Origin of the sequence: Almyronema sp. (genome assembly GCF_052168255.1) — a bacterium.
GTDB classification, from domain to species: domain Bacteria; phylum Cyanobacteriota; class Cyanobacteriia; order Phormidesmidales; family Phormidesmidaceae; genus Sphaerothrix; species Sphaerothrix epifaneia.
In genome coordinates this window covers 9,323-33,188 of the sequence record NZ_JBQLZL010000059.1, presented here as the reverse complement: position 1 = coordinate 33,188, position 23,866 = coordinate 9,323, and the positions used below count along the sequence as shown (strand labels likewise).

General features: G+C 52.6%; 21 protein-coding genes. 18 read left to right on the top strand and 3 right to left on the bottom strand.

Features of this window, described 5'->3' with window-relative positions; all coding sequences use genetic code 11:
- Window positions 1-81: 81 nt before the first annotated feature.
- The 11 genes from nifX to ACTS3T_RS13110 all read left to right on the top strand — a co-directional run bounded on the left by nifX (window position 82) and on the right by ACTS3T_RS13110 (window position 5,121).
- Window positions 82-507, top strand: a complete 426-nt coding sequence (gene nifX, locus ACTS3T_RS13160) for a nitrogen fixation protein NifX (protein WP_462935122.1) — start codon at window positions 82-84, stop codon at window positions 505-507.
- Window positions 504-983 carry a NifX-associated nitrogen fixation protein gene (locus ACTS3T_RS13155; RefSeq protein WP_462935121.1) on the top strand — a complete coding sequence of 160 codons (480 nt, stop codon included), beginning with the start codon at window positions 504-506 and terminating at the stop codon, window positions 981-983. The genes nifX and ACTS3T_RS13155 overlap by 4 nt, the downstream gene beginning before the upstream one ends.
- A gap of 23 nt (window positions 984-1,006) precedes the next feature.
- Window positions 1,007-1,228: a CCE_0567 family metalloprotein gene (locus ACTS3T_RS13150; protein WP_462935120.1), complete on the top strand. Its 222-nt coding sequence runs from the start codon at window positions 1,007-1,009 to the stop codon at window positions 1,226-1,228.
- On the top strand, window positions 1,225-1,548 hold the full coding sequence (gene nifW, locus ACTS3T_RS13145) for a nitrogenase-stabilizing/protective protein NifW (protein WP_462935119.1): 324 nt from the start codon (window positions 1,225-1,227) through the stop codon (window positions 1,546-1,548). The genes ACTS3T_RS13150 and nifW overlap by 4 nt, the downstream gene beginning before the upstream one ends.
- A gap of 98 nt (window positions 1,549-1,646) precedes the next feature.
- Window positions 1,647-2,438 (top strand): HesA/MoeB/ThiF family protein, encoded by a 792-nt coding sequence (locus ACTS3T_RS13140; RefSeq protein ID WP_462935118.1) that lies wholly within the window; start codon window positions 1,647-1,649, stop codon window positions 2,436-2,438.
- Window positions 2,439-2,484: 46 nt separating this feature from the next.
- Window positions 2,485-2,784: a hypothetical protein gene (locus ACTS3T_RS13135; protein ID WP_462935117.1), complete on the top strand. Its 300-nt coding sequence runs from the start codon at window positions 2,485-2,487 to the stop codon at window positions 2,782-2,784.
- Between the two features lie 45 nt (window positions 2,785-2,829).
- Window positions 2,830-3,195 carry a HesB/IscA family protein gene (locus ACTS3T_RS13130; RefSeq protein ID WP_462935116.1) on the top strand — a complete coding sequence of 122 codons (366 nt, stop codon included), beginning with the start codon at window positions 2,830-2,832 and terminating at the stop codon, window positions 3,193-3,195.
- A 96-nt stretch (window positions 3,196-3,291) separates the two neighbouring features.
- On the top strand, window positions 3,292-3,591 hold the full coding sequence (locus ACTS3T_RS13125; protein ID WP_462935115.1) for a 2Fe-2S iron-sulfur cluster-binding protein: 300 nt from the start codon (window positions 3,292-3,294) through the stop codon (window positions 3,589-3,591).
- Between the two features lie 128 nt (window positions 3,592-3,719).
- Window positions 3,720-3,995, top strand: a complete 276-nt coding sequence (locus ACTS3T_RS13120; RefSeq protein WP_462935114.1) for a FeoA family protein — start codon at window positions 3,720-3,722, stop codon at window positions 3,993-3,995.
- A gap of 31 nt (window positions 3,996-4,026) precedes the next feature.
- Window positions 4,027-4,329 (top strand): ferredoxin III, nif-specific, encoded by a 303-nt coding sequence (fdxB, locus tag ACTS3T_RS13115; RefSeq protein WP_462935113.1) that lies wholly within the window; start codon window positions 4,027-4,029, stop codon window positions 4,327-4,329.
- 144 nt (window positions 4,330-4,473) lie between these two features.
- Window positions 4,474-5,121 carry a class I SAM-dependent methyltransferase gene (locus ACTS3T_RS13110; RefSeq protein WP_462935112.1) on the top strand — a complete coding sequence of 216 codons (648 nt, stop codon included), beginning with the start codon at window positions 4,474-4,476 and terminating at the stop codon, window positions 5,119-5,121.
- On the opposite strand, the gene ACTS3T_RS13105 is transcribed toward ACTS3T_RS13110, so the two are convergent.
- Window positions 5,118-5,327 carry a TOBE domain-containing protein gene (locus ACTS3T_RS13105; protein ID WP_462935111.1) on the bottom strand — a complete coding sequence of 70 codons (210 nt, stop codon included), beginning with the start codon at window positions 5,325-5,327 and terminating at the stop codon, window positions 5,118-5,120. The two genes, ACTS3T_RS13110 and ACTS3T_RS13105, sit on opposite strands and share 4 nt — an antisense overlap.
- A 1,093-nt stretch (window positions 5,328-6,420) precedes the next feature.
- On the opposite strand from ACTS3T_RS13105, the gene cysK reads away from it, so the two are divergent.
- The 6 genes from cysK (at window position 6,421) to ACTS3T_RS13075 (ending at window position 14,791) form a co-directional block, all read left to right on the top strand.
- Window positions 6,421-7,422, top strand: a complete 1,002-nt coding sequence (cysK, locus tag ACTS3T_RS13100; protein ID WP_462935110.1) for a cysteine synthase A — start codon at window positions 6,421-6,423, stop codon at window positions 7,420-7,422.
- 18 nt (window positions 7,423-7,440) lie between these two features.
- Window positions 7,441-7,704 carry a hypothetical protein gene (locus ACTS3T_RS13095; RefSeq protein WP_462935109.1) on the top strand — a complete coding sequence of 88 codons (264 nt, stop codon included), beginning with the start codon at window positions 7,441-7,443 and terminating at the stop codon, window positions 7,702-7,704.
- Window positions 7,705-7,729: 25 nt separating this feature from the next.
- Window positions 7,730-8,533, top strand: coding sequence for a molybdate ABC transporter substrate-binding protein (gene modA, locus ACTS3T_RS13090; RefSeq protein ID WP_462935108.1), 804 nt, complete (start codon window positions 7,730-7,732; stop codon window positions 8,531-8,533).
- A 105-nt stretch (window positions 8,534-8,638) separates the two neighbouring features.
- Window positions 8,639-10,615 carry a molybdate ABC transporter permease subunit gene (gene modB, locus ACTS3T_RS13085; RefSeq protein WP_462935107.1) on the top strand — a complete coding sequence of 659 codons (1,977 nt, stop codon included), beginning with the start codon at window positions 8,639-8,641 and terminating at the stop codon, window positions 10,613-10,615.
- 187 nt (window positions 10,616-10,802) lie between these two features.
- Complete coding sequence (locus ACTS3T_RS13080) at window positions 10,803-13,427, top strand: hybrid sensor histidine kinase/response regulator (protein WP_462935106.1); 2,625 nt, start codon at window positions 10,803-10,805, stop codon at window positions 13,425-13,427.
- Window positions 13,409-14,791 (top strand): sensor histidine kinase, encoded by a 1,383-nt coding sequence (locus ACTS3T_RS13075; RefSeq protein ID WP_462935105.1) that lies wholly within the window; start codon window positions 13,409-13,411, stop codon window positions 14,789-14,791. Before ACTS3T_RS13080 ends, ACTS3T_RS13075 begins: the two co-directional genes overlap by 19 nt.
- 12 nt (window positions 14,792-14,803) lie before the next feature.
- On the opposite strand, the gene hcp is transcribed toward ACTS3T_RS13075, so the two are convergent.
- The gene (hcp, locus tag ACTS3T_RS13070; RefSeq protein ID WP_462935104.1) at window positions 14,804-16,453 is read right to left on the bottom strand and encodes a hydroxylamine reductase; all 1,650 of its coding nucleotides are present in this window, start codon (window positions 16,451-16,453) and stop codon (window positions 14,804-14,806) included.
- Window positions 16,454-16,813: 360 nt separating this feature from the next.
- Between hcp and ACTS3T_RS13065 the strand changes: the two genes are divergently transcribed.
- Window positions 16,814-17,503, top strand: coding sequence for a Crp/Fnr family transcriptional regulator (locus ACTS3T_RS13065; RefSeq protein ID WP_462935103.1), 690 nt, complete (start codon window positions 16,814-16,816; stop codon window positions 17,501-17,503).
- 298 nt (window positions 17,504-17,801) lie between these two features.
- On the opposite strand, the gene ACTS3T_RS13060 is transcribed toward ACTS3T_RS13065, so the two are convergent.
- Window positions 17,802-23,603 (bottom strand): SpvB/TcaC N-terminal domain-containing protein, encoded by a 5,802-nt coding sequence (locus ACTS3T_RS13060; protein ID WP_462935102.1) that lies wholly within the window; start codon window positions 23,601-23,603, stop codon window positions 17,802-17,804.
- Window positions 23,604-23,866: the final 263 nt, after the last annotated feature.

The following is a 23,866-nucleotide window of genomic DNA, read 5'->3' as shown; positions in this document are numbered from 1 at the left end:
CCCCTTCTCCCCTCTCCCCCTCTCCCCCCCTTCTCCCCTACCCCCTTCTCCCCTCCTCATCTGATCACAAGGAGATAACTGATGAAAATCGCATTCACCACTAATGATGCCGTTCATATTAATGCTCACTTCGGCTGGGCTAAGCGAATTGACGTTTACGAAGTCACCGCTGAGAGTTACACCTTCCTCGAAACGCTGGAATTTCAGGGTGATTTGAAGGAAGACGGTAATGAAGACAAGCTAGAGCCAAAGCTGGTCGCTTTGCAAGACTGCACCATTGTCTACGTTTCGGCAATTGGGGGAAGTGCGGCGGCGCGGCTGATTCGCAAAAATATTACCCCGATTAAGGCTCAATCTGAAGCAGACGAAATAGCAGATGTGCTGAGCCGATTGGTGCAAACCCTCAAAGGTAGCCCACCCCCTTGGCTGCGCAAGGCACTGCTAAAGAGCCAGCCCCGTAGCTTTGAAGACGAGTTTGAAACTAACGAAGAGGAAGTAACCGTATGAGTCCTGTTGAAACACCCACCGCTTTAGACACCGTTTTGTTGATTGACAGTTCTCCTTTTTTGAAGGCAATTGTGCAACAAATTCGAGCTAATGATGCCTATGGCACCTACCGAAATTGGGCTGATGACTTGTTACTTAAGCCCTATATTCTTTCCAAAAAGCAACGCCGAGAAATTCCGGTAGAAGGAGATGTAGACCCGATTACGTTAGGCCGAATTTTAGCTTTCTATCGGGCGATCGCTGCTCAAATTGAAGAAGAAACCGGACGACTTTCGCAAGTCGTGATTGACCTTAGCCATGAAGGCTTTGGTTGGGCGCTCATTTTCTCAGGCCGCTTGATTCTGGTTTCTAAAACCTTGCGAGATGCCCAACGCTTTGGCTTTGACTCTTTGGAAAAGCTCAACGCCGAAGGTGAAAAGCTGGTGCAAAAAGGCGTTGATTTAGCCAGACGTTTTCCTGAAGTCTGCGATGTTTAACCCTATTTCTTCCTTTAAGCGCTATGCCACAAGCTGCTGATCCTCTCACTTTAGATGAGCTAAAAACCCAAATTAAAAAGCTCAACAGCAAAGCGGGTCAGATGAAGATGGATCTTCACGATATTGCTGAAGGACTGCCCGCTGATCTCGATCAACTCCCTGCGATCGCTGCTCGTACCTACGATATCTACTGCCAGTTGCGTGACCTCAAGCAACAGTTGAAAACTCTGGAGGCCAAACAATGACATCTGCTACCAAAACGCTAGCTCAATTCAATCAGCTCAAAGATGCAGAAGAATATTTTGAGTTTTTTGACTTACCCTACGATCCTCACATTGTAAATATCAACCGCTTGCATATTCTGCGGAAATTTTCTCAACTGGTACAGGCTGCTAGTGAAGACAAGTCACAAACCGCAGGGCAAAAGTTAATGGCTTATCAGCAGGCTTTGCAAACCGCTTACAACCTGTTTTTAACCTCTTCTGGGGTTGAACAAAAGCTGTTCAAAGTCTTTCAAGCTAAGCCCAAAAACGTCGTCATGCTCTCAGACATTGCTGTGGAATAGAGCGGCAGTCGTGATTGTTTAGCCCACCCTGTGCCGAACAATAGTGCCCTCATCCCTCGCGCCTTTACTCCTTTGCTCCTCACCCCCGGCCACTGACCATGCTGCCCTCTCTCACCTCCACTGAAGTTGAACGCTATCGCCGCCAAATGATGCTGCCCGGTTTGGGCGAACTTGGGCAGCGACAGCTCAAAAACACAACAGCCCTGGTCACAGGTGTTGGGGGATTGGGTGGCACAGCGGCTCTGTACCTGGCAGTTGCCGGGGTTGGCAAGCTGATTTTGGTGCGCGGGGGCAACCTGCAACGCGACGACCTGAATCGCCAAGTGCTGATGACTGATGACTGGGTAGGCAAGCCCAGAGTGTTCAAAGCTCAAGCCACGCTAGCCCAGCTTAATCCTGATATTGCCATTGAGGCTGTATGCGAATACGTCAGCGCTGAAAACATTGATCGGCTGGTGCAGCAAGCCGACATCGCCCTAGACTGTGCCTTCGACTTTAAAGAACGAGACTTGCTCAATGCCGCTTGTGTACGTTGGCGCAAGCCGATGATCGAAGCGGCTATGAACGGCATGGAAGCTTATCTAACGACGATGGTACCGGGGCAAACCCCTTGCTTGAGCTGTCTGTTTCCAGAAAAACCGGAATGGGATCGCTGGGGGTTTGGGGTACTCGGAGCCGTATCCGGTACGCTGGCCTGTCTGGCGGCGTTAGAAGCGATCAAGCTGATCACCGGGTTGGGGAAACCCCTACTGGGGCAACTGCTGACGATGGATTTGGCTCAAGCTGAATTTGCTAAGCGGCACCCCTACCACGATCCGAATTGCCCCGTCTGCGGCTCGATCGCTAAAGTGCCGCTGGCTAAGCGGTTGCCTGTAGGGTTGTCTGGCTAGCCGCAGCGATCGCTCCTTTTTTCCTTTGTTGAATTCTGCTCTCGCCATGTTCTGGAGTCCTCTAGTTTTAATGGGGCTGGCGATCGCCCTTTGGCGGTTCACCCAAACCCACACCGACGATATTAGTCGGCTACTCAGCAGCCTATCAGCCTTGATTTGCCTACTGACCGGGTTAATCATCGCTCCCTTGCCCTTAAAAACAGGTCTTTTGTTAGGGCTGCTCATCTTTCCCACCTGTGCTTCTAGCGGCGATCGCTGGCTAAAACCCACCTGCCCCCGCCTGTGTCTCCTACGCCGCCATTGCCGACCGCTGGCCAAAGAAACTTGCCCAGCACCCCCCCGCTAGCCCCGCTTTCCCTGTTCAATTCACCCTTACGCCTACATCACTCCCATGACTGTCACCCTAACCGAACTGGCTGAACTCCGTCTGCGTACTTTTGTGCGCGGCACCCCCAACTACACACCCGAACGGGGAATTCGCCTCGCCGTCAAAGACGGTGGTTGCAATGGCTACGAATATGACATCAAAGTAGCCGATGCCCCCAACCCAGAAGACAAAATCGTTGAATCGGGTGGTCTTAGAGTCTTTGTCGATCCCCACAGCGCCCCTTTGCTAGACGGCATTGTGGTGGACTATATCGACAGCCTGCTCGAAAGCGGCTTTAAATTTACCAACCCCAACGCCACCGACACCTGCGGCTGCGGCAAATCCTTCCAAGCCGGAGATTGTAGCCCCGCAGGCGTCCCCTGCTCTTAGGCCGCCAGTCGTACATAGTCAACCGTAAAGAGTCAGCCCAACCACGGCCTCCCCCCTTCCCCCCTCTCCCCTAAACCCTTCTCCCCTTAACCCACCATGACTACCTACCAAGTTCGCTTAATCAACAAAAAGCGCAGTCTCGATATCACCATCCCCGTCGAAGATGATGTCTACATCATTGACGCGGCGGAAGAAAACGACATTGACTTGCCCTTTTCCTGCCGCTCAGGAGCTTGCTCTAGCTGCGTTGGCAAGCTAGTCGAAGGCGAAATTGACCAGGAGGATCAGTCCTTTTTAGACGACGAGCAAATCGCCAAGGGCTTTGTGGTTTTGTGCTCTGCTTATCCGCGCTCTGACTGCACGATTAAAACCCACATGGAAGCTTATCTAGTTTGAGGCTATAGCAGTAGCCATCAGCGTTGAGCAACTTAGATAGCGGCAAGCGCTGACCGAAAAGCCTGCCTTCATCCCTCATCCTTCTGCTTTTCACTAGAGGTTCTGTTGTTGTTCCCTGGAGAACTCGTATGCTGGTCGGATTTACCCTGTCGGGGGCTTCGCTCCAAACCCTGAGTATTGGCGAACAGGGCATCATCGCTAGATTTACCCAAGCGGATGCTTATACCCTCGCCCAACTGCAGGCGATCGGTCTGGAGCCGGGTACCGCGATTACCTTAGAGCAGCGCCATCCCAAATTTGTGGTGAAAACGGCGTCTGGCCGCTTGGCGCTCACGGCTCAGATGGTGCGGGCTATTTATGTCCGTTTACCCAGCGATCGCCCCACTGTTTTGCAAGCTTCTTAACCGCTAACCCACTGCCAGAGAGGAACTGAAAATGACCTACTTGACTGGTTTAACCTTTGGCCGCAAGCCCTGGACGCCTGAGTTTTTGCAAAAGATCAACTGGGATACGTGTCTGGGCTGTGGACGCTGCTTCAAGGCGTGTGGTCGGGGTGTGATGGCTCTGATTGCCCTGAATGACGCAGGCGAAGTCGTAGATGAAGACGAAGATGATGACGAAGTTGAACGCAAGGTAATGAGCATTGCCAAGGCGGAAAACTGTATTGGCTGTCAGGCTTGCGATCGCGTTTGCCCCAAAGGCTGCCATTCCTACGCACCGCTAGCGGTGGCTACCTAAGCTACTGTCTGTAACGAGCCTCTCAGCGTTCAGCCCCGAAACGGGACATCGTTGCTTATGGCTGCTGTGTCCCGTCTGCTAAACATTCAGGAGCGAGGTTGCCTCGTCTAAACTGAAATGTGTCACTTTTGGAATCGATGGCAAATGGATCCTAATCAAGCCGCCGCTATCGACTCGCCTCAATTTCAACGTCGATGGGCTGACTATTATCGAGCCGTAGCAGGGCGTCCCCCGCGCGAAACGTTGTTGACAGCTCTCGATCGCTTTACCCCTGAAACCCCTCCCCCGGCGCGATCGGCTGTCGGATTTGCCGTGGACTTGGGCTGTGGCGATGGCCGCGATACGGTAGAACTGCTGCGGCGTAACTGGCGAGTTTTGGCAATTGATGGGGAACCCGAAGCGATCGCCCGCCTGCGGCAGCGTCAAGATATCGATCGCACCTACCTAGAAACACGGGTACAGCGATTTGAGTCTTTAACGCTGCCGCCGGATGTGGATCTGATTAATGCCAGTTTTTGCTTACCTTTTTGTCCACCTCATCACTTTTCAGAACTGTGGGATGAAATGGTGACCGCGCTGCGACCCGGTGGCCGATTTTGTGGTCATCTTTTTGGCGATCGCGACTCTTGGGCAACCTATCGCGATTTGAGCTATCACACGCGCCAGCAGCTTGTTCAGCTTTTGAACCCGTTTGAAATAGAACTGCTCAAAGAAGAAGAACACCCCGGCAAAACTGCCTTAGGGGAAGAAAAATACTGGCATTTGTATCATATTGTCGCCTGTAAACGCTAATCTATCGCCACCATAACATCGGAGGCTTTAATCACCGCATAGGCTATGCTGCCTACGGCTAATTCTAATCGTTCCGCCGAAGCTTTTGTAATCACGGCAGAAATTTCTAAACCGGGAGAAATTTCAAGCACCACTTCCGTATTGACGGCTCCGACTTCGATCGATTTAACCGTACCTTTAAGCGTATTTCGGGCACTAATTTGCATAAAAAACCTCAAAATTGACTAACTCGATTCAAACGCTTGGTTAATGCACTGGGCAGTTAAGTTGCGATAAAGACAAAGCAGAAAATGGGATATAGCTAAAGCCAGAAGGTTAAAGACAGCAGGCCAAAAAGTTTTTCTGTTAGCGACTTATAGCCATTTAAGTTTTTCAACGCGGGTGACTACAGCTATACTTTTAATTCTGATAGCAAAACTAACTTTTGGTTTGGATCTTAAGCAATAAAAAATAATTGCTTTACCCAATTCTCATTGGCTAGCACATCTAGTCAAATTCTCTCAATTTTTCTAACTTTAGAGAATTTGGCATTGAGGTTTAGCGGGCGTTTAACACGTGATCTGCTGTAGCTTTGAACACCGGCTGATCTTCCCTGCCTTCCTTAAAAAGCAGGCTTAAAAGCCCCTTTTTAAGGGGGATTTGGGGGGATCTCCACTTTTGCCACACAGAATAGGACTTTTCAAACATTCTCTTATCGACAAATGGCCAACAAGATCACCCAAAACCCTATTTAGTTTAAATCTAAAACCTGAAACTAGAGCATTGAGTTTTTTGATGTCTATAATTTGGTTTTAGCCCAGCCTACGACCAAAACTTTTTGATTTATTTAAGACTTTTGTTTATTTTATTAAAGCTATTAAAAGGCTTTATTTTGAATTTAACTATACAGTTTTATAGCTGATAGTTTGGTGAAATACTAGCTAAGAGGTTGTTTGAAAAGCCTATGGTTGTGATTTTGACACTCATCGATCTATCCTAACCTTGAAAAGGCAGGAATCGGCTTGAAAGTCTCCCCTTTTTAAGGGGGATTTAGGGAGATCTAAACCGTTTTGCTACGCAGCAAATAGCTTTGCAACCATCCTCTAAATAGAGTTTGTTGAACGCGTGCGGTTCGCTGCGGTTTATTTTGTCGCCGCTTAACAATTAGATATTTAGAAAAATAGTGACTGACTAATTTTTCTGACGTTTTCTCGCTTTGGATAAAAAGGGCGAAGGCGTTGCCATAATTAGCCGCGTAACCTTAACCGCAGAGACTGACAAAAACTGTTCTCATATTAAATTTTGGGAGAAAAACGCACCATGCAGGTCGCTCAGGACATCACTCAGCTCATTGGTCGAACGCCCCTGGTTCAGCTCAACCGCATTCCCCAATCCGAGGGCTGTGTGGCTCAAATTTTAGTCAAGCTAGAAGGCATGAATCCGGCGGCTTCGGTCAAAGATCGAATTGGGGCTAATATGATCCAGGCGGCTGAAACGGCAGGGACGATCGCCCCCGATCGCACCGTCTTGGTAGAACCTACTTCTGGCAATACGGGCATTGCGCTGGCAATGGTGGCAGCCGCCAAGGGGTATCGCCTGATTCTGACGATGCCAGAAACCATGAGCTTGGAGCGGCGAGCAATGCTCAAAGCCTACGGGGCTGAACTGGTGCTTACCCCCGGCAACCAGGGAATGTCAGGCGCGATCGCCAAAGCGCGAGAAATTGCTGCTCATTTGCCCCATGCCTTTATGCCGCAGCAGTTTGAAAACCCGGCTAATCCTCAAATTCACCGGGAAACAACGGCTGCAGAAATTTGGGCCGATACCGAGGGTCAGGTAGACATCGTCGTTGCCGGGGTAGGCACAGGCGGTACCCTGACAGGGATTGCCGAAAGGCTAAAACCGAGCAAAGACACCTTGCAGGTGATCGCCGTAGAGCCTGCTAGCAGCCCGGTATTATCGGGTGGCTCGGCTGGCTCCCATAAAATTCAGGGCATTGGCGCTGGCTTTGTGCCCTCTGTGCTGAGGGTGGATCTGATTGATGAAGTGGTGCAGGTGGCGGACGAAACCGCGATCGCCTTTAGCCGTCGCTTGGCTCGTGAAGAAGGCTTGCTATCGGGCATTTCCTCAGGGGCCGCCCTGGCGGCGGCGATTCAAGTCGGCCAGCGTCGTCAAAATGCTGGCAAGCTAATTGTTATGATTCAGCCCAGCTTTGGCGAACGTTACCTCAGCACAGTTCTGTTTAAAGATTTAGCGCCCGCTTATCCTTCGCTTATTCCCGATGCTCTACCGCCGCAGTACCAAGCGACCCCCCTTACCTAAATCTTCGAGGTCATACCCATGACAGCTTCTGCCAACCCCACTACGCTAGACCCTCGCCAAGCCCGCTACTTCGACTTGATCGATCGCTTGCTGGCCTGCCCCAACGGCGATGAACCCACCGTACTCAATGCCGAACCTGAACTTTTAGATGCTGGATTTGTGCAAACCTTAATGCAAGTCGCCAGCTACTTTGCCCACCAAGACAACCCTGAAACGGCCAAGTTTTTGGTGTTTGTGGCTCGCGAACTGGCTCATCAACTGGGGCTTTATCCCCAAGTCTAGTTACGGATCAATCTGGAATTGAGAGATGAAACGTCGCCAATTTCTCCCCCCTTTTTTAGCGGGCTTAGCCGCTTGCCTGGTGACGGTTGCCTGTAGCCAGACTCAGCTTTCGTCCTCGGCTACTTCCCCCACCCCGGCTGTAACGCTGACCGTTTCGGCGGCGGCTAGTTTGCAGGCGGTCTTAGAGGCGATCGCCCCCGACTTTAACGCTGCTCATCCGCAGATTAGCGTCAACTACAACTTTGGGGCTTCCGGTGCTTTGCAGCAGCAAATTGAGCAAGGTGCCCCGGTTGATGTCTTTTTCTCGGCTGCCAGCAAGCAAATGGATGCTCTAGCCGCCAAAGGGCTGATTGTGGCGGCCTCGCGCCGAGACTTGGTAACAAACACGCTGGTTTTGATTGCGCCGCAAAATTCTGCGCTGGCGATCGCTGATCTGAGCCAACTGAAAACCATCCCCCTCACCCGTTTTGCGGTGGGTGAATTTCGTAGCGTCCCCGCTGGCCAATATGCTCAGCAGGTGTTTGAAACGCTGGGGCTGCTAGCCGCTTTAGACTCTAAATTTGTCTTTGGCAACAATGTGCGTAGCGTTCTAGCGGCGGTCGAAAGCGGTAATGCCGAGCTAGGCATGGTTTATGCCACCGATGCGGCGCTATCAGATCAAGTCAAGGTGTTAGCCACGGCTCCAGCAGATGCACACGACCCCATTGTCTATCCCATCGCCATTATTCACACCAGCGATCAAACCGAGGCGGCTCAAACCTTTATTGACTTTTTGACCACGGAGGTGGCTCAGGCTACCTTTGCAGAATTTGGTTTTGGTCGTCTTTAGTTGCCTGCCAGCGCGATCGCTACCCGCATTGAGACACTCAAATAGCGGCAAGCCCCTCACAGAAAAGCTTCCCCTCTACCCCCAATCTTCTGCTTTTAGCTCTCTATGCTCGATTTATCGCCCCTTTGGATTTCTCTGCGCATTGCCTCGTTAGCGACAGCCATTACCTTTGTGCTGGGAATTGCGGCGGCGCAGTTGATGCACCCATACCGGGGACGGGGGCGATCGCTGCTGGAGGGCTTTTTACTGGCACCGCTGGTATTGCCGCCGACGGTGTTGGGCTTTTTGCTGCTGCTGCTGCTGGGTAAAAATGGCCCACTGGGGCATTTTCTTAGCCGCTTTGGCCTCAACCTGTTGTTTACCTGGTATGCCGCTGTCATCGCCGCTACGATTGTCGCCTTTCCCTTGATGTACAAAACTGTCTTGGGGGCGCTCAACCAGATCGACGGTAACTTGCAGCAAGCTGCCCGTACCTTAGGCGCTTCTGAATGGCGGCTATTTTGGCGGATTACCCTGCCTTTGGCACTGCCGGGTATTCTGGCGGGTACGACGCTGGCCTTTGCGCGGGCTTTAGGCGAATTTGGGGCGACGCTCATGCTAGCCGGAAATATCCCTGGCAAAACGCAAACCCTACCGATGGCAATTTATTTTGCCGTTGAGGCAGGTGCTTTTCGGGAGGCGGCTGTTTGGACGGGGGTGATTTTGGCGATCGCGCTGGCAGGCTTAATGGGGGTCAATGGCTGGCGGCTTGGTCGAGCAGATGGGGGGCATCTGCCCAAGTGGCTAACCCCAGGCTGGCCAGTGACGCTGCCGGGGCGTTCAAAGGGCCGCTATCGGCCTAGTGTGGCGGCTGCAACTCCCCACCTCTATGTCAGCCTCACCAAACACCTACCCAACTTTACCCTTAAGGTTACCTTCTCTAGCGATCACCAACCCCTCGGTCTGCTGGGGGCTTCTGGGGCGGGCAAAAGCTTAATTTTGCGCTGTATTGCGGGCATTGAAACGCCCGATGCCGGACGGATTGTGCTGAATGGACGCGTGCTGTTCGATTCAGCCCAGGGGATTAATTTGCCCATGCGCGATCGCCGGGTGGGAATTTTGTTTCAAAACTATGCCCTGTTTCCTCACCTGAGCGTGGCGCAAAATATTGCTTTTGGGCTACCGCCAGGGTTATCTAGCCGTCAACAGCAGCAGGCCGTAGCGACCCAGCTAAAGGCGGTGCAGCTAGCCGATATGGGCGATCGCTATCCTACGGCTCTTTCGGGTGGGCAGCAGCAACGAATTGCCCTAGCCAGAGCCTTAGCCAGCCAGCCCGAAGTTTTGCTGCTAGATGAACCCTTTTCAGCGCTAGATACCCATCTGCGCTACCTGATTGAGCGCGACTTGCGGCTGCGGTTAGCCCAATTTCCAGGAATTACGCTGTTTGTCACCCACAATATCGAAGAAGCTTACCGCCTTTGTAGCAAGCTGCTGGTGATGGATCAAGGCGGTGCCAGTGTCTATGACGCAAAGCAAACTGTTTTAGAAAACCCCCAAACCGTTAGTGCCGCTCGCATTACAGGCTGCAAAAATATTTCGCGGGCGGTGCCAGTGGGTTCTACCACTGTTCAAGCCTTAGATTGGAACTGCACCCTCCAAGTGGCCGCGCCTATGCCACAGCGGCTGACCCACATTGGCATGCGGGCTCATCAGTTTGGCTTTTTAGAAGCGCTGGCTCAGCGGCCAGCCGCTCCGCCGTCAAGCCACCACCCGCCAGAAGAACGGGCGGCAGAACCGCTAGAACCTTTAAACCCATCTCTGCGATCGCCTGCGCCTTTATCGTCCCCGGCGACCTTTTGGCTATCGGCCACCCATCCCCCTACCCCCAACACCTTTGCCTGCTGGCTCACCACCCTAAGCGAAACCCCCCACCGCGTCACCCTTTACCTCAAACTCAATCAGCCCCCCACCCACTCACAGGACTATCACCTCCAGGCAGAAGTCTTCAAAGAAAAATGGGCGGTTTTGCAGACCCTACCCTTGCCGTGGTCGGTGATGCTAGATCCAGCCCGTTTGATGTTGCTGAGCGACGCGTCTTCATGAATTCCTTATCTAGAACTGAGGAAATCAACACTAAACTTGTCTGACGAGTCGGTGGGGGCAAATCTAGCCTGGGAAACTTATAAAAAAGTGGGGCATCCCAGCGACGACCCACCGAGTACCCGCGTGGGGTTAAACAGTGGGAGACTCAGAACTGTGCGTATGAATCGTCGAGGCTAGGCCATTGCTGATGAAACCAGCTTTTTTTCGCAGCTTGCGCTTTCGCCTGTCATCTCTTGTGTTGCTAGGGGTCGTGCCCCCGATGCTGGCGGCTATTTGGTATGCCAGTTCGCACGCCGCTCAAATTATTCGCCAAGACGCTAAAGACAACATGGCGCTCAAAGCCGCCGCCCTGTCAGAAAGCGTCTCCCGCTGGGAAGAAATGAACATTCTGGCGCTGCAAAGCCTCAGTCGGCAACCCGATATTGTCAGCATGGATCCCCAGCGACAAAAACCTGTGCTGGTGGCCATGAGCCAAACCTATGAGCACCTCTATCTCGCCAGTACCACCGATCTAAACGGCAGGAATGTTGCTCGTAACGACGACGCTGAGCTGATATTTTACGGCGATCGCCCCTGGTTTTTAGGGGCTAAAACGGGGGCTAACATCACCCGTCAAACCCTCATCAGCCGCACCAACAATGAGCCAGCCCTTTGCCTCTCAACCGCCATCCGCCAGCCTGCTCAAACCATCTCAGGGGTGGCTGTCCTTTGTACAACGCTGACGATTTTAGCGGAGCAAGTCGGTGCCGTGCGGCTAGGAGAAACTGGCTATGCCTTCTTAGTCGATGAAGCCGGACAGGTTTTAGCGCACCCGCTGCCGGAATTTTCCGCAGAGCTTAAAGACTTAAGTACCTACCCACCCGTTGAAGCCACCCTAAAAGGTCAAAAAGGCATCTTTTCCTTTACAGACGAGCAAGGCTTAAAATGGTTTTCCTACGGCCTGCGGCTAGACAACGGCTGGGGCATCATCACGCTACAGCAAGAAGCCGAAGTTTTGCAGCAAGAGCAAGCCTTCTGGAGCCTCACCTTTACCGTTGGAGCCTTAGCCGCTCTAGGGGTCGGAACGTTAACCTGGCTGATTGCCAGTCGGATGCTACAGCCCATTAGCCGCCTGACCACCGCCGCCGCTATCCTCTCCCAAGGCGACTTAAACCAGCAGGTACAGATTCGGCGCGACGACGAACTAGGAACGCTAGCACAAGCCTTTAACAGTATGGCCAAGCAGCTACAAGCCTCGTTTGCAGCGCTAGAAAAAACCAACGAAAACCTAGAGCAACGGGTCAAACAGCGAACCGCCGAACTGAAGCAGGCCAAAGAAGCTGCCGATACGGCTAATCAAGCGAAAAGTGAGTTTCTCGCGAACATGAGCCACGAGCTACGGACGCCGCTCAATGGCGTTTTGGGTTATGCCCAAATTCTCGATCGCTCTAAAACGCTGACGCCGCCAGAACGAGACGCCGTTCGAATTGTGTATCAGTGTGGTTCTCACCTGCTCACCTTGATCAACGATGTGCTTGATCTCGCCAAGATTGAAGCCCGCAAAATGGAGCTGCATACCCACGACGTCCATTTTCCTTCTTTTCTGCAAGGGGTGGTTGAAATTTGCCGCCTTCGGGCTGAGCAAAAGGGCATTGACTTTGACTACCTGCCAACGGCTGCTCAACTGCCAATGGGCGTTCATATTGACGAAAAGCGTTTGCGGCAGGTGTTGCTCAATTTGTTAGGCAATGCCATTAAGTTCACCGAGAGTGGCCGTGTGGCGTTCACGGTTAGCCATTTGGGCCAAACCGATCAGCCGCCGTCTGTCTCGGCGCAGACCCGCTCCAATGCCGACGGGGATCAGCCGCTGCGGGTTCAGCCCCCCGCTTACCACACTGTCCGCTTTCAAGTGGAAGATACTGGGTCAGGCATCAGCTCTCACCAGCTCAAAGCGATATTTTTACCGTTTGAGCAGGTAGGTAAGAGCACTCAAAAATCGGAAGGAACCGGACTGGGACTCGCCATCAGCCAGAAAATTATGCAAATGATGGACAGTACCATACAAGTTCAGAGCCAGCCCGGTGTAGGGAGCCTCTTCTGGTTCGATTTAGTTTTGCCAGAGGCGCGGGAGTGGGCAGCTAACGCTGCTGTCACCGAACAGGGCAGCATCCTGGGCTATAGCGGCGAAGCCAAAACCATTTTAGTGGTTGATGATAAATGGGAAAATCGCTCTGTTCTCGTCAATCTACTAACCCCGATTGGCTTTGTCGTTTACGAGGCGGTTCATGGTCAGGATGGGTTTAATCAGGTGAAGCAGCGCCAGCCGCATGCCGTTATTACAGATTTAGCCATGCCGGAAATGGATGGCTTAACACTGATTCAAAAAATTCGTCAGCTACCTAGCTTTCAAGACCTGCCCATCATTGTTTCCTCCGCCAGTGTGTTTGATATTGACCAGCAAAAAAGTTTGGCAGCAGGAGCTAACGACTTTTTACCCAAGCCTGTGCAGGTGAGAGAACTGTTTGCCCAGCTAGAGAAACATTTGGCGATTACATGGGTTTATGAGCCAAAAGCAGGGGTGGCTACGGCAACCTCCGAAGCGATGTCTGAAGCGGCTCACCTGCCTTGGACGGTGCCTGCTGCGGCAGACGTTGAAGCCCTCTATGACTTTGCTATGAAAGGCGATCTCAAGGAAATTCTGCATTATGCTCAAGATCTGCAGCAGCGCGATCAGCGCTTGAGTGCTTTTGCCCAAAAGCTAGAGCACTTGGCAAAGTGTTTTCAAGAAAAAGAGTTACTGGAGCTGATCCGTCAATGCCGCAGTGGGAGATGAGTGTGAGCGAAGAACTTTTGGCCAACCCAACCATTCTGATTGTGGATGACAATCCCGCTAATTTAGGCGTGCTTTGTCATTTTCTTGATGATGCTGGGCTTAAGGCTTTGGTGGCTCAAGATGGAGAAAGTGCTTTAGAAAAGGTAGCTTATGCACCGCCGGATCTGATTTTGCTAGATGTGATGATGCCGGGTATTGATGGTTTTGAAACTTGCCGCCGATTAAAGCGAGACGCAAAAACGGCCGATATTCCTGTCATCTTTATGACGGCGCTTGCAGAAACGGCTGATAAGGTGAAAGGTCTGTCATTGGGAGCCGTTGACTACATTACCAAGCCTTTTGAGCAAGAAGAAGTGCTTGCCCGGATTCGGCTGCATCTGAAATTGCAGGGGCTTAACCAAACCCTAGCAACCAGAAACCATTTACTCGCTGAACAAACCGAGGCGCTTTCTCTGGCGCTACAAAAAATTCAGCTGACTCAAGTACAACTGGTTCAAGGTGAAAAATTGGCCAGTTTGGGGCAGCTTGTCGCGGGGATTGCCCACGAAATTAATAACCCCGTTGGCTTTGTGGCGGGGAACTTACCCCATGTTCAAGCCTATATTCATCAGCTTTTAGCTCACCTGCAACTCTATCAACAGCACTACTGCCAACCCCCTAGCGAGATTGAAGATCACGCGCAGACAATTGATTTAGATTACTTAATTGAAGACTTGCCCAAAATATTGGCTTCCATGCAGGTTGGGGTAGAGCGGATTCAAAATATTAGCGTAGCGCTGCGAAATTTTTCGCGGGCAGATACGGCTAGACCTGCTGCCGTCGATATTCACGATGTTCTAGAAAGTACGCTGCTGATTTTGAACCATCGCCTCAAAGCCGAAGGAAATCGACCCGCAATTAAGGTGGTCAAGCGCTATGGCGATTTGCCGATGGTGGAGTGCTATGCCGAACAGCTTAACCAGGTTTTGATGAATTTGATGAGCAATGCGATCGATGCTTTGCACGATAACCTTGAGCGGCTGTCTTATGCTGCTTCAGATCCTATGCTGCACATTGTCACTGAGGCTGTCGATTTGCACCGGATTGCCATTCGGATTAAAGACAATGGCCCTGGCATTGCCGAAGCGTTGCAGGCACAATTGTTTACCCCCTTCTTTACGACGAAGCCTGCAGGTAAGGGAACGGGGTTGGGACTGTCGATTAGCTATCAAATCATTGTCGAAAAGCATCAAGGTTCTTTGCAATGTGTTTCTAGGCCGGGAGAAGGCGCTGAATTTATCATTGAGATTCCAGTGAGCCAGCAAAATCTGACTCAAGTTCAAGCTTTGAACCTGAGCCAGACTTCTCTAACTTCATTGAGTTAAGCGCCCGGTAACCTATGCCAGACAAGCGGCTAAATCTTGTTCTGGAGTGGTGATGGGCTGGAGGTGGTAAGTTTCAGACAGCAGTTTGAGCACGTTAGCTGAGATGAAGGCGGGTAGGGTTGGCCCTAAACGAATGTCTTGAATGCCCAGATGCAGCAGCGTTAGCAAGATGGCGACTGCTTTTTGCTCGTACCAAGACAGGATCATGGAGAGCGGCAGTTCGTTAACGCTCACTTCAAAGGCATTGGCTAAAGCGATCGCGATTTGAATCGCCGAGTAAGCGTCATTACACTGACCAACATCCATTAAACGGGGCAGTCCAGCAATTTCGCCAAGATCGCGATCGAAGAAGCGAAACTTACCGCAGGCCAGGGTGAGTACTACGCAATCAGAGGGAACCTGCTCGACAAACTCGGTGTAATAGGTGCGTCCGGGTTTAGCGCCATCACAGCCACCCACCAGGAAAAAGTGACGGATTTTGCCTTGCTTGACGGCTTCAATGACGGTATCAGCGACGCTGAGGACAGCATTATGGGCAAATCCCACCTTCACAGACTTAGGCGGTGTTGCTGTGGTAAAACCTGGGAGCGCAAGCGCTTTTTCAATCACGGGTGTATAGTCTGGAATGCCGTTTGCCTCAGCGGCTAGATAGGTGAGGTGGGGGTAGCTGACGGGCCCAATGCTAAAAAGCTTATCGCTGTAACTGTCGTGAGGCGGCATGAGGCAGTTAGTGGTGATGACAACTGCGCCTGGGAATTTGGCAAATTCTTTGGTCTGATTTTGCCAAGCGGTACCGTAGTGACCATAGAGGTGAGGATACGTTTGCTTGAGCTGGGGATAACCGTGGGCTGGTAGCAGTTCACCGTGGGTATAGACGGTGATGTTTTTGTCTGCTGTTTGCTGCAAGATGGCGGCTAGTTGACGAATATCGTGGCCTGAGACCAAAATTGCCTTGCCGAGTTTGGGGTTGAGCGGTACGGTTGTTGGCACAGGATTGCCAAAGGTGTGGGTGTGGCCAGTATCTAATAGATCCATTGCCCGCAGATTGATAGCGCCAACTTCTAAAGCCAGTGCCACCCAATCCGTCAGGCTCATGTTTGTTTGCCGCAGGGCGTCGAGTCCTCGATAAATAAAGCGATAGACGGCTTCGTCTTCTTGAGCAACTTCATAAGCATGAAAGGTATAAGAAGCGACGCCTTTGAGTCCGTAGAGGACGGTGAGCTTGAGCGAAAAAATATCAACTGCATCTTTGCCCACCTGACTGATAAACTTCAGCGCAATGGCTTCTCCCTGTTCGCTGAGATCGGCTTCTAAATCGGGTGAAAAATCTGCGATCGCTGGCCATTGAGGTAACGGAAAAACAAGCTGCAACTGCGCTTTGAGAGCTTCGCGATAGGCGATCGCCCGTTGAATATAGTCTTTTAGCTGGCTGGGGTTGAAGTTCACGTTTGTCATGGTGGCAAACAGAGCTTCGCAGGTAAAAACATCAATGACATGGGTGTCTAGAGTCGCCTCTTTAGCCTGAAGCGCCAAAGGAGCCAAACTTCGCAAGCAGTGAATGAGTAAATCTTGGATGGCATTGACTTCTGGGCTTTTGCCACAGGCACCAAACTGATGGCAGCCGTCGCCGCTGGCTGTTTGTTCACACTGTTCACAAAACATAGAAAGTTTTTCTCCGCTATCTGTAGGCCACTAGGGTTAAGGCACTTAAATGGCTGAAAACCACTGACAGAGAACTTTTCACTCTGCCGTTAGCCTTTTGCCTTTTGCCTTTAGCTACACCTTAGGTAAGTGGGCTAAAAATTACCTTGACTTAAGTCAAAAGCAGCGCCTGATTAATTGTTTAAGCCGTTTGAACCCGTCATCAGCGGTGACTGGGGCTTGAAATTTCAGGCGGTACGGTGGCAGTCTGTTTGCGGTTGCAGGGCGATCGCTGGGGCTTAAGACTTTCTGCCGATTTAGCTGGGGGTTCAACAGCCCTGTTTAAGCTAAAGACAGGTCATTCTACAAGCTAAGTGCCCTATGTTCGATGCGGCTTCTCTGTCTGACTGGTGTGATTTCTTGGCAGAGACACAAATTTTTCAAGGTTTACCGCAACCGCAACTGATCGAAATTGGCTCGCTGGCTCGTCTGCAGGTTTATGACAAAGGAGCAGCGCTTTTTCATCAGGGGGATGAAAGCCACGGCTTTTATATCGTACGGTTGGGACGCGTGAAGGTGTTTCAACTTTCAAGCAGTGGTCGAGAGCAAATTTTGCACGTCTTTGGCACAGGCGACCACTTTGCTGAGGTGCCTGCTTTCGACGGTCAGGCATTTCCGGCTTCTGCGGCGGCGCTGGAAAAAACCAGCGTCTTGTTTTTTCAACGCCAGTTATTCTTAGAACGTCTGGCGCAAAATCCAGCCTTGACCCTCAACCTGCTCAAAAGCTTTGCTCGCCACTTGCGCCGTTTTTCCCATCTGGTAGATGATCTCTCTTTACGCGAAGTGCCCGGACGGTTGGCCGCTTACTTGCTCAAGCTCAGTGCCCAAGCTGACAATAGCAACCTGGTCAAACTTGATCTCAGCAAAAGACAACTGGCCTCGCTGTTAGGCACGATCCCAGAAACGCTTTCGCGGGTGCTTTATCGCTTGAGTTGTGACGGTTTAATTTTGGTAGAAGGCACTCAAATTACTTTGTTAGACCGCGATCGCCTGCGCCAGATAGCCCAATAGGGTGTTGTTGGCTAAACGCGCTGTTGTAGCTGTCGCCATTAGGTTGAAACCCTTCAATGGCTGAAAATCCCTGAGAGAAACGCTTTTTTTTGCCTTCTGCCTGCCTTTAGCGATCGCCACAAACGCCAAAAAGGGGACTTTCCCCTGGCAAAAAGGAAGTCCCCCTTCTTCGACAACTGGCTAATATCAATTCTCGATTTTGGATTTTCGATTTTGAATTGAACAGCCTTTGCTCTGCAGACGTTTCGTCAGTCTCATCTATACCTTTCTTTTGAAGAATCGGTATAAACCAGACGACCTATACCCACATAGGAATAATGTCAGGATCAAAGGTGGTCGGGTCGTTAGACTCAGCTAGCCGTTCGGCATAGGCATCAGCCGGGTTGGTTTGTACGACGTTTTCATCGATCGCGCCGATAAAATGAAAGATGCTGCCAAAGGCGGCCACGTTTAGGGTGTGCCCCGTTTCATGGTCAACGACTGTGCTACCGGGAGTGACGTAGGCAAAGTTGCCCAGGTTATAGCCCCCGTTAAACCCTGGCAGAAAGAGAAAGCCGCCTTCGGTGACAATCGTGCCCGTGCCCCAGTCAATTGACAGGCTTTCAATCCGCACGGCTTCCACCTGGTTGAGGGTGAAAAGAGCGGCTAAACCATTGAGCACAAAGAAAATCAGGCCAATTCCGGTTGCCAGCCATGACATCGGCATCAGCCAGCTAGACCAGCCTAAAATGCCTTGATAAACCTCGCTGTTGGCAATGGTGTCAAACGCCGCCAGAAAGTTAATCACCCCAATGACGACCCCCAGCACACCCGCGCCCATAAAAGTGAGCAAGGTGGCATTCATGCCAGCGTTAAAGCCAATCATAAAGCCGCGCATAAACTCGCCAAAGTTATTGTCTTGGTTGGCGCTGGCGGCTACGTAGCTAATTGTCAGTAACCCGATCACCCCCACAATGGCCAATATCCCAAAGCCAATGCCAGTGGCAAAGGCGGCGGCGACCGCAACAGCAACCACAATGCCAACGACAACGCCAACAATGGCTCCCAGTACACTCCAGAAGGATAAGCCTGTGGGATCGACCTTGTTGAGCGGATCGTTGCCGACGTAGGTATAGAGCCGCAGTTGTTTGACGTCGCTTTTGGCGCGTTCCGGCTGGTAAAGATAAAGCGGGTCTGGCGTCAAAAATCGACCTATTTCGGGTGAGTACCAGCGTCTACCCATAAAGACCAGGCCAATTTGCTGATCGACGGGGTGGGCTGCAAATTGCTGTTGCACCTGAACCCCTTGGCGCTGCCGCTCTTTGCCAAAGGGATGGTAAGCAATTTGGGCAATTTTTTTGTTACCCAGTTCGTCGCTAAAAAAGCGGGTACTGCCCAGGCGATCTTTGTGGAGCCAGTATTGTTGTCCGGCCCAGAGTAGGGCAATTTGCATTTGGTTGAAAATGACAAAGTTGGCAAACTGCCCTGCTCGTCGCTCTACTAAATCGCCGACAAAAAGGGTTTCGGTGGTGGTGCCATTGCGGCTGATTTCGCGGCGGGTGCGCTGACCGCGAAAATCGTATTCATAGCGTACGACAGTGCCGTCTTCAAGGCTGACTTGGGTGAGCTGATTTTTGAAGTTGTAGACAAATTGGCGTCCGGGGAGAGTGAGGAGGTTGCCGTTGCTGCTGTAGCTAACGTTAAACAAGGGTTCGCTAGGACGGGCGATCGCACTTAAGCGATCGGGCCGTTGTGGCTCAGCATAGTGCAACTGCCAGTCTGACTCGCCCATATGGGTGAGGTTGTAGCCGTTTTCGTAGGCATAGTGGAAGCTATAGTTACCGTTGCTGTCATGGCCGCTCACCTGCTGAAGCTGATCGCGGGCATCGTAGCTATAAGTCGCGGCTTGTGAACTGCCGGGGGCTGTATCTTGCAGACCCACCAAACGATGCAGCTGATCATAGCTAAAGTGCACGTCTTCTAGGGCGGTGCCGTTGCGATCGACGGTGCGCTGGTGTGCGATCCAGCCTACGCCAGGTTCATAGGCAATTTCTGTAACCACGCCGTTGGCAAAAGCGATCCGCGTGGGCAAGTTGCGAGCGTCATAAATCACCTCGTCGATCACCCCTTCTATCCGGCGGGTCATCCCGTTGCGATAGTAAGTACGCTCTAGGCGGGTGCCATCGGGGTAGGTGAGCGCGATTGGCTTGCCCATGTCGTTGTATTCGTAACTGAGCGGTAGCTGCTGAGTGCCGATGGTGTAAGTATGCTGAATCAGACGACCGCGATCGTCGTAGCTAAACGTCTGTTGGCCTGAGTCATATATGGCCTGCTGCATGCGTCCATCTGTACCGGGGGCTAGATCGTCGTAACTAAACTGTTCAACGATCTGATGATTGTGGCTCACGCTGCGAATACGGCCTTCGCGATCGCGGCTCACGCTGACGTCATGGCCTGCCGCGTCTAGCGTCCGCACAATATCGTTATGGCTATCAAACCACTGCTGTCGTTGCCCTGCCTCACGGTGGTCTATCATCAGGCGGTTGCCGCGCTGATCGTATTGGTAACGGGCAATGATGCCGTTAGCATCTGCCAGACTGAGCAATTCACCAAACAAGCCCACCTCAAAGGCGGTGCGAATATCGCCTGCTTCAATGACTTCAGTGCGATGATTCCAGACATCAACGCGTTCACGCCGAGGGGTCGGGGGCTGATTGGGGTCTGTGTCGTTGGCGTCTGCCAGGATAATTTCAAACGGCGTATAGCTGGCTGTACTCAAGCCACCGTTGTAGTCTAGGCTGCGAATGGGCCGACCTGCCGCATCATAAAAGGTGCGGCGCGAAGCAGCGGTAGTGGTGTCTGGTTGAGCATAGGCCAGGGTTTGGCTCAGCGTTGGTTCAAATTCGCGGCGGGTTTGACCCCAGGGGTTTTGTTCTAGCCAACCGCTAACGACGACTTCGCCAGCCTGTCGCTCGACGCGTTTTTGCAGCTCTTTGCCACTGCCGTCTCGATAGCTGACGGTTTCTAGCCGTTCGGTTGGGCTGATGCGATAGCTAACGGACAGGGCGTTAGGAATGGCGCGATCGTCGTAGCTGATCTGGCGAGTGGGGTTAGCGGGGGTATCATCAGCAATCATGTAGGCGGTGGTGCGGCCAAAGGCATCGTACGCAAGCCGCACGACAGCACCGTTATGACCGCGAATTTCCAGCGGTTTGCCATAAATTGGCTCTAGACGCTGCTGGGTGGTTTGGCCGTTGACGGTTTCGCTGATGACATAGAGATGATCGGCATCGTAGACCCTTTCATGGGTGCGTCCGCCACCTGTGCGCTCAGTCGCCCGGTTGCCTTCCGGTGTGTAGGTGGTTTCTTTCAGCAAGGCAAAAACAGCCGCCTCGCCTTCTAGATCGACCTGGTGGAAGTAGCCCAGCGCTGCTGTGTCCATGCCGCGATAGTGCTGATCAAAGTCGGCGGCGGCCATTACCCAGACTTCTTCGCGAGTTTGCAAGCCTCGGCTAAGCTGACCGAGGGGTAGCCCGTCGTAGAGGCGATGCAGTTCTCTCACCCGCTGTTGGGCAGCGTTGCGTTTGATAATGTGGGCTGGCTTGAACAGCCGATTTTGCGGATCGCTGGCATAGCCGATCTCGGTGATCAAGACTTTTTCAGCGACGCTCTGGCCGTTTTCGCGGCCAAAGCCGCGTTTGGTTTCGCGGATAACGTTGCCGAAGGTATCGTAGTCGTAGGTCATTTCTTCAACCCGTTCGTCTGCGGTGCGATCGCGATAGCGTTTACGCGTCACCTGGGCAAAGACAAAGACCCGCTGAGTGCCATCTGGCAAGGTTTCTAGCGGCTGGAAGTCGTATTCAGTTTCTTCGATGCGCTCAGGCTGCATGGCTAACGGCGAGCCGTCTAAGCTGAAGGTTTCAACCCGCGTCAACAGGCGATCGAGGTGGGCATGTTCGCGGCTGTGGCCGGGAACCGCTGCCTGATTCATTAAAAATGTAAATTTAGTCAAAATGTCGGCGCGGCTTTCGTCGCCAATTTCTCGGCGATCGACTTGGCGGAAACCTTGAAAACGGCGAAAGAGGGGGTCAAAGTGGCCTTCGTGGTAGCGGTACTGGGTTTCGGCTACGCGGCCAGAAACCTGATCGCTTTCCCGCGTGGCGCTAACCACCCAGAGGGGAAAAGGCATATAAGTTTGCCATTGTCGTCCGGCCTGGTGGTCTTGCCGCGCCATTTCGACCAAGGGCTGATAGGTAATGTCATTGACTAAACCAACGCCGTTGTCAATGCGGTGTAGCCGATAAGCGGGTGTGCTTTGATCCCAGTGGACATAGACATAGCTGCTTTGCCCGCGCCGCTGGCTGTTGTAAAGCAGTCCGGTGGCGGCGCGACCTTGCAAATCGACCGGGCGAACGCTTTCTGGAATGGGGATGGGTAGCGTGGTGTAGGTTTGGGGGGCAGCAAAGGCTTGGCCGGATTGATTGATGAAGAGTTCAATGCCCTGGGCTGAGATGCGCACCAGATCGCTACAGCCGTCTCCATCGACGTCAAAGAGCTTGATTTGTTCAGGGGAGCGGTGAATACCTGCGAGGCGAGGGCTATTAGCCATAACCACGCGATCGCCAAAGCGACCATGTCCCAGATTGAGCCAATACTCAACCCGGCCCGATCGCACTCGCACCAGATCGGGCAGTCCATCTCCGGTCATATCGGCCAAAAATACCAGCGGATCGTCAAAGCTAACCTGGGGGGTGTTGGCCGTGAGGGTGGGCGGCGTCCATCCTGATCGCCCCTGATTGTAAAAACTCACCAGGCCGCGCCCAGCACTGTAGATGGCATCTACCTGACCGTCGCCTTCAATGTCATAGAGCCGCACCCGACCGCTTTCAAAGGGGGGCAGCACCCGCGCCTGAGTCGGGTAGGGTCTGAAGCTGCCAAACCCAGCGGCACCGTCGTTTTCGTAGTAGCCGTTGAGGGGATTGCTGCCCACGCCTACCAGCATATCGGCTGAGCCAGACCCATCCATATCGACAAACTGCACGCCATCGGCGGCAAAAGAAGCCGCAAAAGGGGCTTGATCAAGCGATCGCGGTAAACCCCAGTGCCCCTCACCTGTGTTTGGCCAGTAATACTGGCGTCCATTGCGGTTGGCTAAAATGCCGGGTAAGGGCAGGTCGTCTAAGGCTAACAGAGCGGTTTCGCGATCGCTCAGCGGTGGTGGAGCGGGTGTGCCGGGGGCGGTTTCTATCCATTGAATGCTGAGGTTATTGGCATCAAAGCTGCTATAGCTAAGCGTTAGCGGATTTTTCACCCCGTCAGGCTGGCCGTGACCGTGGGCAGCCAGTTGCAGGCGGGTGAGGAGCGAAACGGCGTTGAAGGGAGCCTGGGTATAGGTGAGCGCCAGCGTGCGTATCGGGCGATTGTCGGCTGCTAGGTGTAGGCTCAGGCTGTGACAGCGCTGGCTCAGCCGACGGACAAAACCCGCCCGCCCGTTGATGATGGGATCAGGACGGGCTTCATAGCTCAGACGCACCACAAATTTGCCATAGCGAATGGCCACCAGATAGGGATAGCCATCTAGCGTGGCATAGTCGTAGTCAATCCGGTTGCCGTTGACGTCTTCTTCGCGCTCTAGCAGCCAGGTTTGGATGCGATCGCGCTGGTGTGGATCGCTGACTCGGGCGGCGGCGGTTAGGCCAAAGTAGGCTCGTTTGCCGTCCTTTTCGACAATTTCCCAATGGTCGTCTCGCCGCTGGTAGTGGCTAAATGCCATTTCCCGTATGGGTCGGTAGCTGCCGTCAGCCGTTTGCCGTAGCTCAACATCGGTATCTAAAAATCGTTCGCTAACCCCCACACCGGGGACGCCAAAATCGAGGCGACGCTCAATGCAGCGGTGAGGCAGCCGCCAGCCTAACCCAAACGGCCCGTTGCCATTGCCGTGGGTATATTCTAGCTTTAAGGTGGGCTTAAAGCCTGCCACACCTGCTGGTAGCTCAAAGGGAACGCTAAAGTTGCTTTGGCCGCTGTTGAGATCGAGCGAAAAAGCTTCTCCCATGCCAGCAACCCTGCCCGTACCCGCCGGGGGTGAAATGGCTGTGCTGTCTGCGCCTGATTTACTCATAATGAACTCCTACTGTGCAAAAGGTGGGTCAGCCCCTCAATGGGCTGGGGAGCGATCGCCTAGTGCTAACCAGCCCTAGCGGGCAGAAGGGGCGCTTGGGGCTGACATTCAAGCGTTATAGCTACAGCCAAGCCGCGTTGAGATACTCAAATAGCTGCCAGCTCTTAAGAGAAAAGCTTTCCTGCTGCCTGCTGCCCTCTGCCTTTACCTTTAGCCAGAGCGGCGATCGCGGTTGCTTTTGAGGGGGGTGCCCCTACTGGCTG

Bases quoted from the DNA above. Each gene is read 5' to 3' on its own strand.
- nifX (WP_462935122.1), top strand. From the start codon at position 82: ATGAAAATCGCATTCACCACTAATGATGCCGTTCATATTAATGCTCAC.
- ACTS3T_RS13155 (WP_462935121.1), top strand. From the start codon at position 504: ATGAGTCCTGTTGAAACACCCACCGCTTTAGACACCGTTTTGTTGATT.
- ACTS3T_RS13150 (WP_462935120.1), top strand. From the start codon at position 1,007: ATGCCACAAGCTGCTGATCCTCTCACTTTAGATGAGCTAAAAACCCAA.
- nifW (WP_462935119.1), top strand. From the start codon at position 1,225: ATGACATCTGCTACCAAAACGCTAGCTCAATTCAATCAGCTCAAAGAT.
- ACTS3T_RS13140 (WP_462935118.1), top strand. From the start codon at position 1,647: ATGCTGCCCTCTCTCACCTCCACTGAAGTTGAACGCTATCGCCGCCAA.
- ACTS3T_RS13135 (WP_462935117.1), top strand. From the start codon at position 2,485: ATGTTCTGGAGTCCTCTAGTTTTAATGGGGCTGGCGATCGCCCTTTGG.
- ACTS3T_RS13130 (WP_462935116.1), top strand. From the start codon at position 2,830: ATGACTGTCACCCTAACCGAACTGGCTGAACTCCGTCTGCGTACTTTT.
- ACTS3T_RS13125 (WP_462935115.1), top strand. From the start codon at position 3,292: ATGACTACCTACCAAGTTCGCTTAATCAACAAAAAGCGCAGTCTCGAT.
- ACTS3T_RS13120 (WP_462935114.1), top strand. From the start codon at position 3,720: ATGCTGGTCGGATTTACCCTGTCGGGGGCTTCGCTCCAAACCCTGAGT.
- fdxB (WP_462935113.1), top strand. From the start codon at position 4,027: ATGACCTACTTGACTGGTTTAACCTTTGGCCGCAAGCCCTGGACGCCT.
- ACTS3T_RS13110 (WP_462935112.1), top strand. From the start codon at position 4,474: ATGGATCCTAATCAAGCCGCCGCTATCGACTCGCCTCAATTTCAACGT.
- ACTS3T_RS13105 (WP_462935111.1), bottom strand. From the start codon at position 5,327: ATGCAAATTAGTGCCCGAAATACGCTTAAAGGTACGGTTAAATCGATC.
- cysK (WP_462935110.1), top strand. From the start codon at position 6,421: ATGCAGGTCGCTCAGGACATCACTCAGCTCATTGGTCGAACGCCCCTG.
- ACTS3T_RS13095 (WP_462935109.1), top strand. From the start codon at position 7,441: ATGACAGCTTCTGCCAACCCCACTACGCTAGACCCTCGCCAAGCCCGC.
- modA (WP_462935108.1), top strand. From the start codon at position 7,730: ATGAAACGTCGCCAATTTCTCCCCCCTTTTTTAGCGGGCTTAGCCGCT.
- modB (WP_462935107.1), top strand. From the start codon at position 8,639: ATGCTCGATTTATCGCCCCTTTGGATTTCTCTGCGCATTGCCTCGTTA.
- ACTS3T_RS13080 (WP_462935106.1), top strand. From the start codon at position 10,803: ATGAAACCAGCTTTTTTTCGCAGCTTGCGCTTTCGCCTGTCATCTCTT.
- ACTS3T_RS13075 (WP_462935105.1), top strand. From the start codon at position 13,409: ATGCCGCAGTGGGAGATGAGTGTGAGCGAAGAACTTTTGGCCAACCCA.
- hcp (WP_462935104.1), bottom strand. From the start codon at position 16,453: ATGTTTTGTGAACAGTGTGAACAAACAGCCAGCGGCGACGGCTGCCAT.
- ACTS3T_RS13065 (WP_462935103.1), top strand. From the start codon at position 16,814: ATGTTCGATGCGGCTTCTCTGTCTGACTGGTGTGATTTCTTGGCAGAG.
- ACTS3T_RS13060 (WP_462935102.1), bottom strand. From the start codon at position 23,603: ATGAGTAAATCAGGCGCAGACAGCACAGCCATTTCACCCCCGGCGGGT.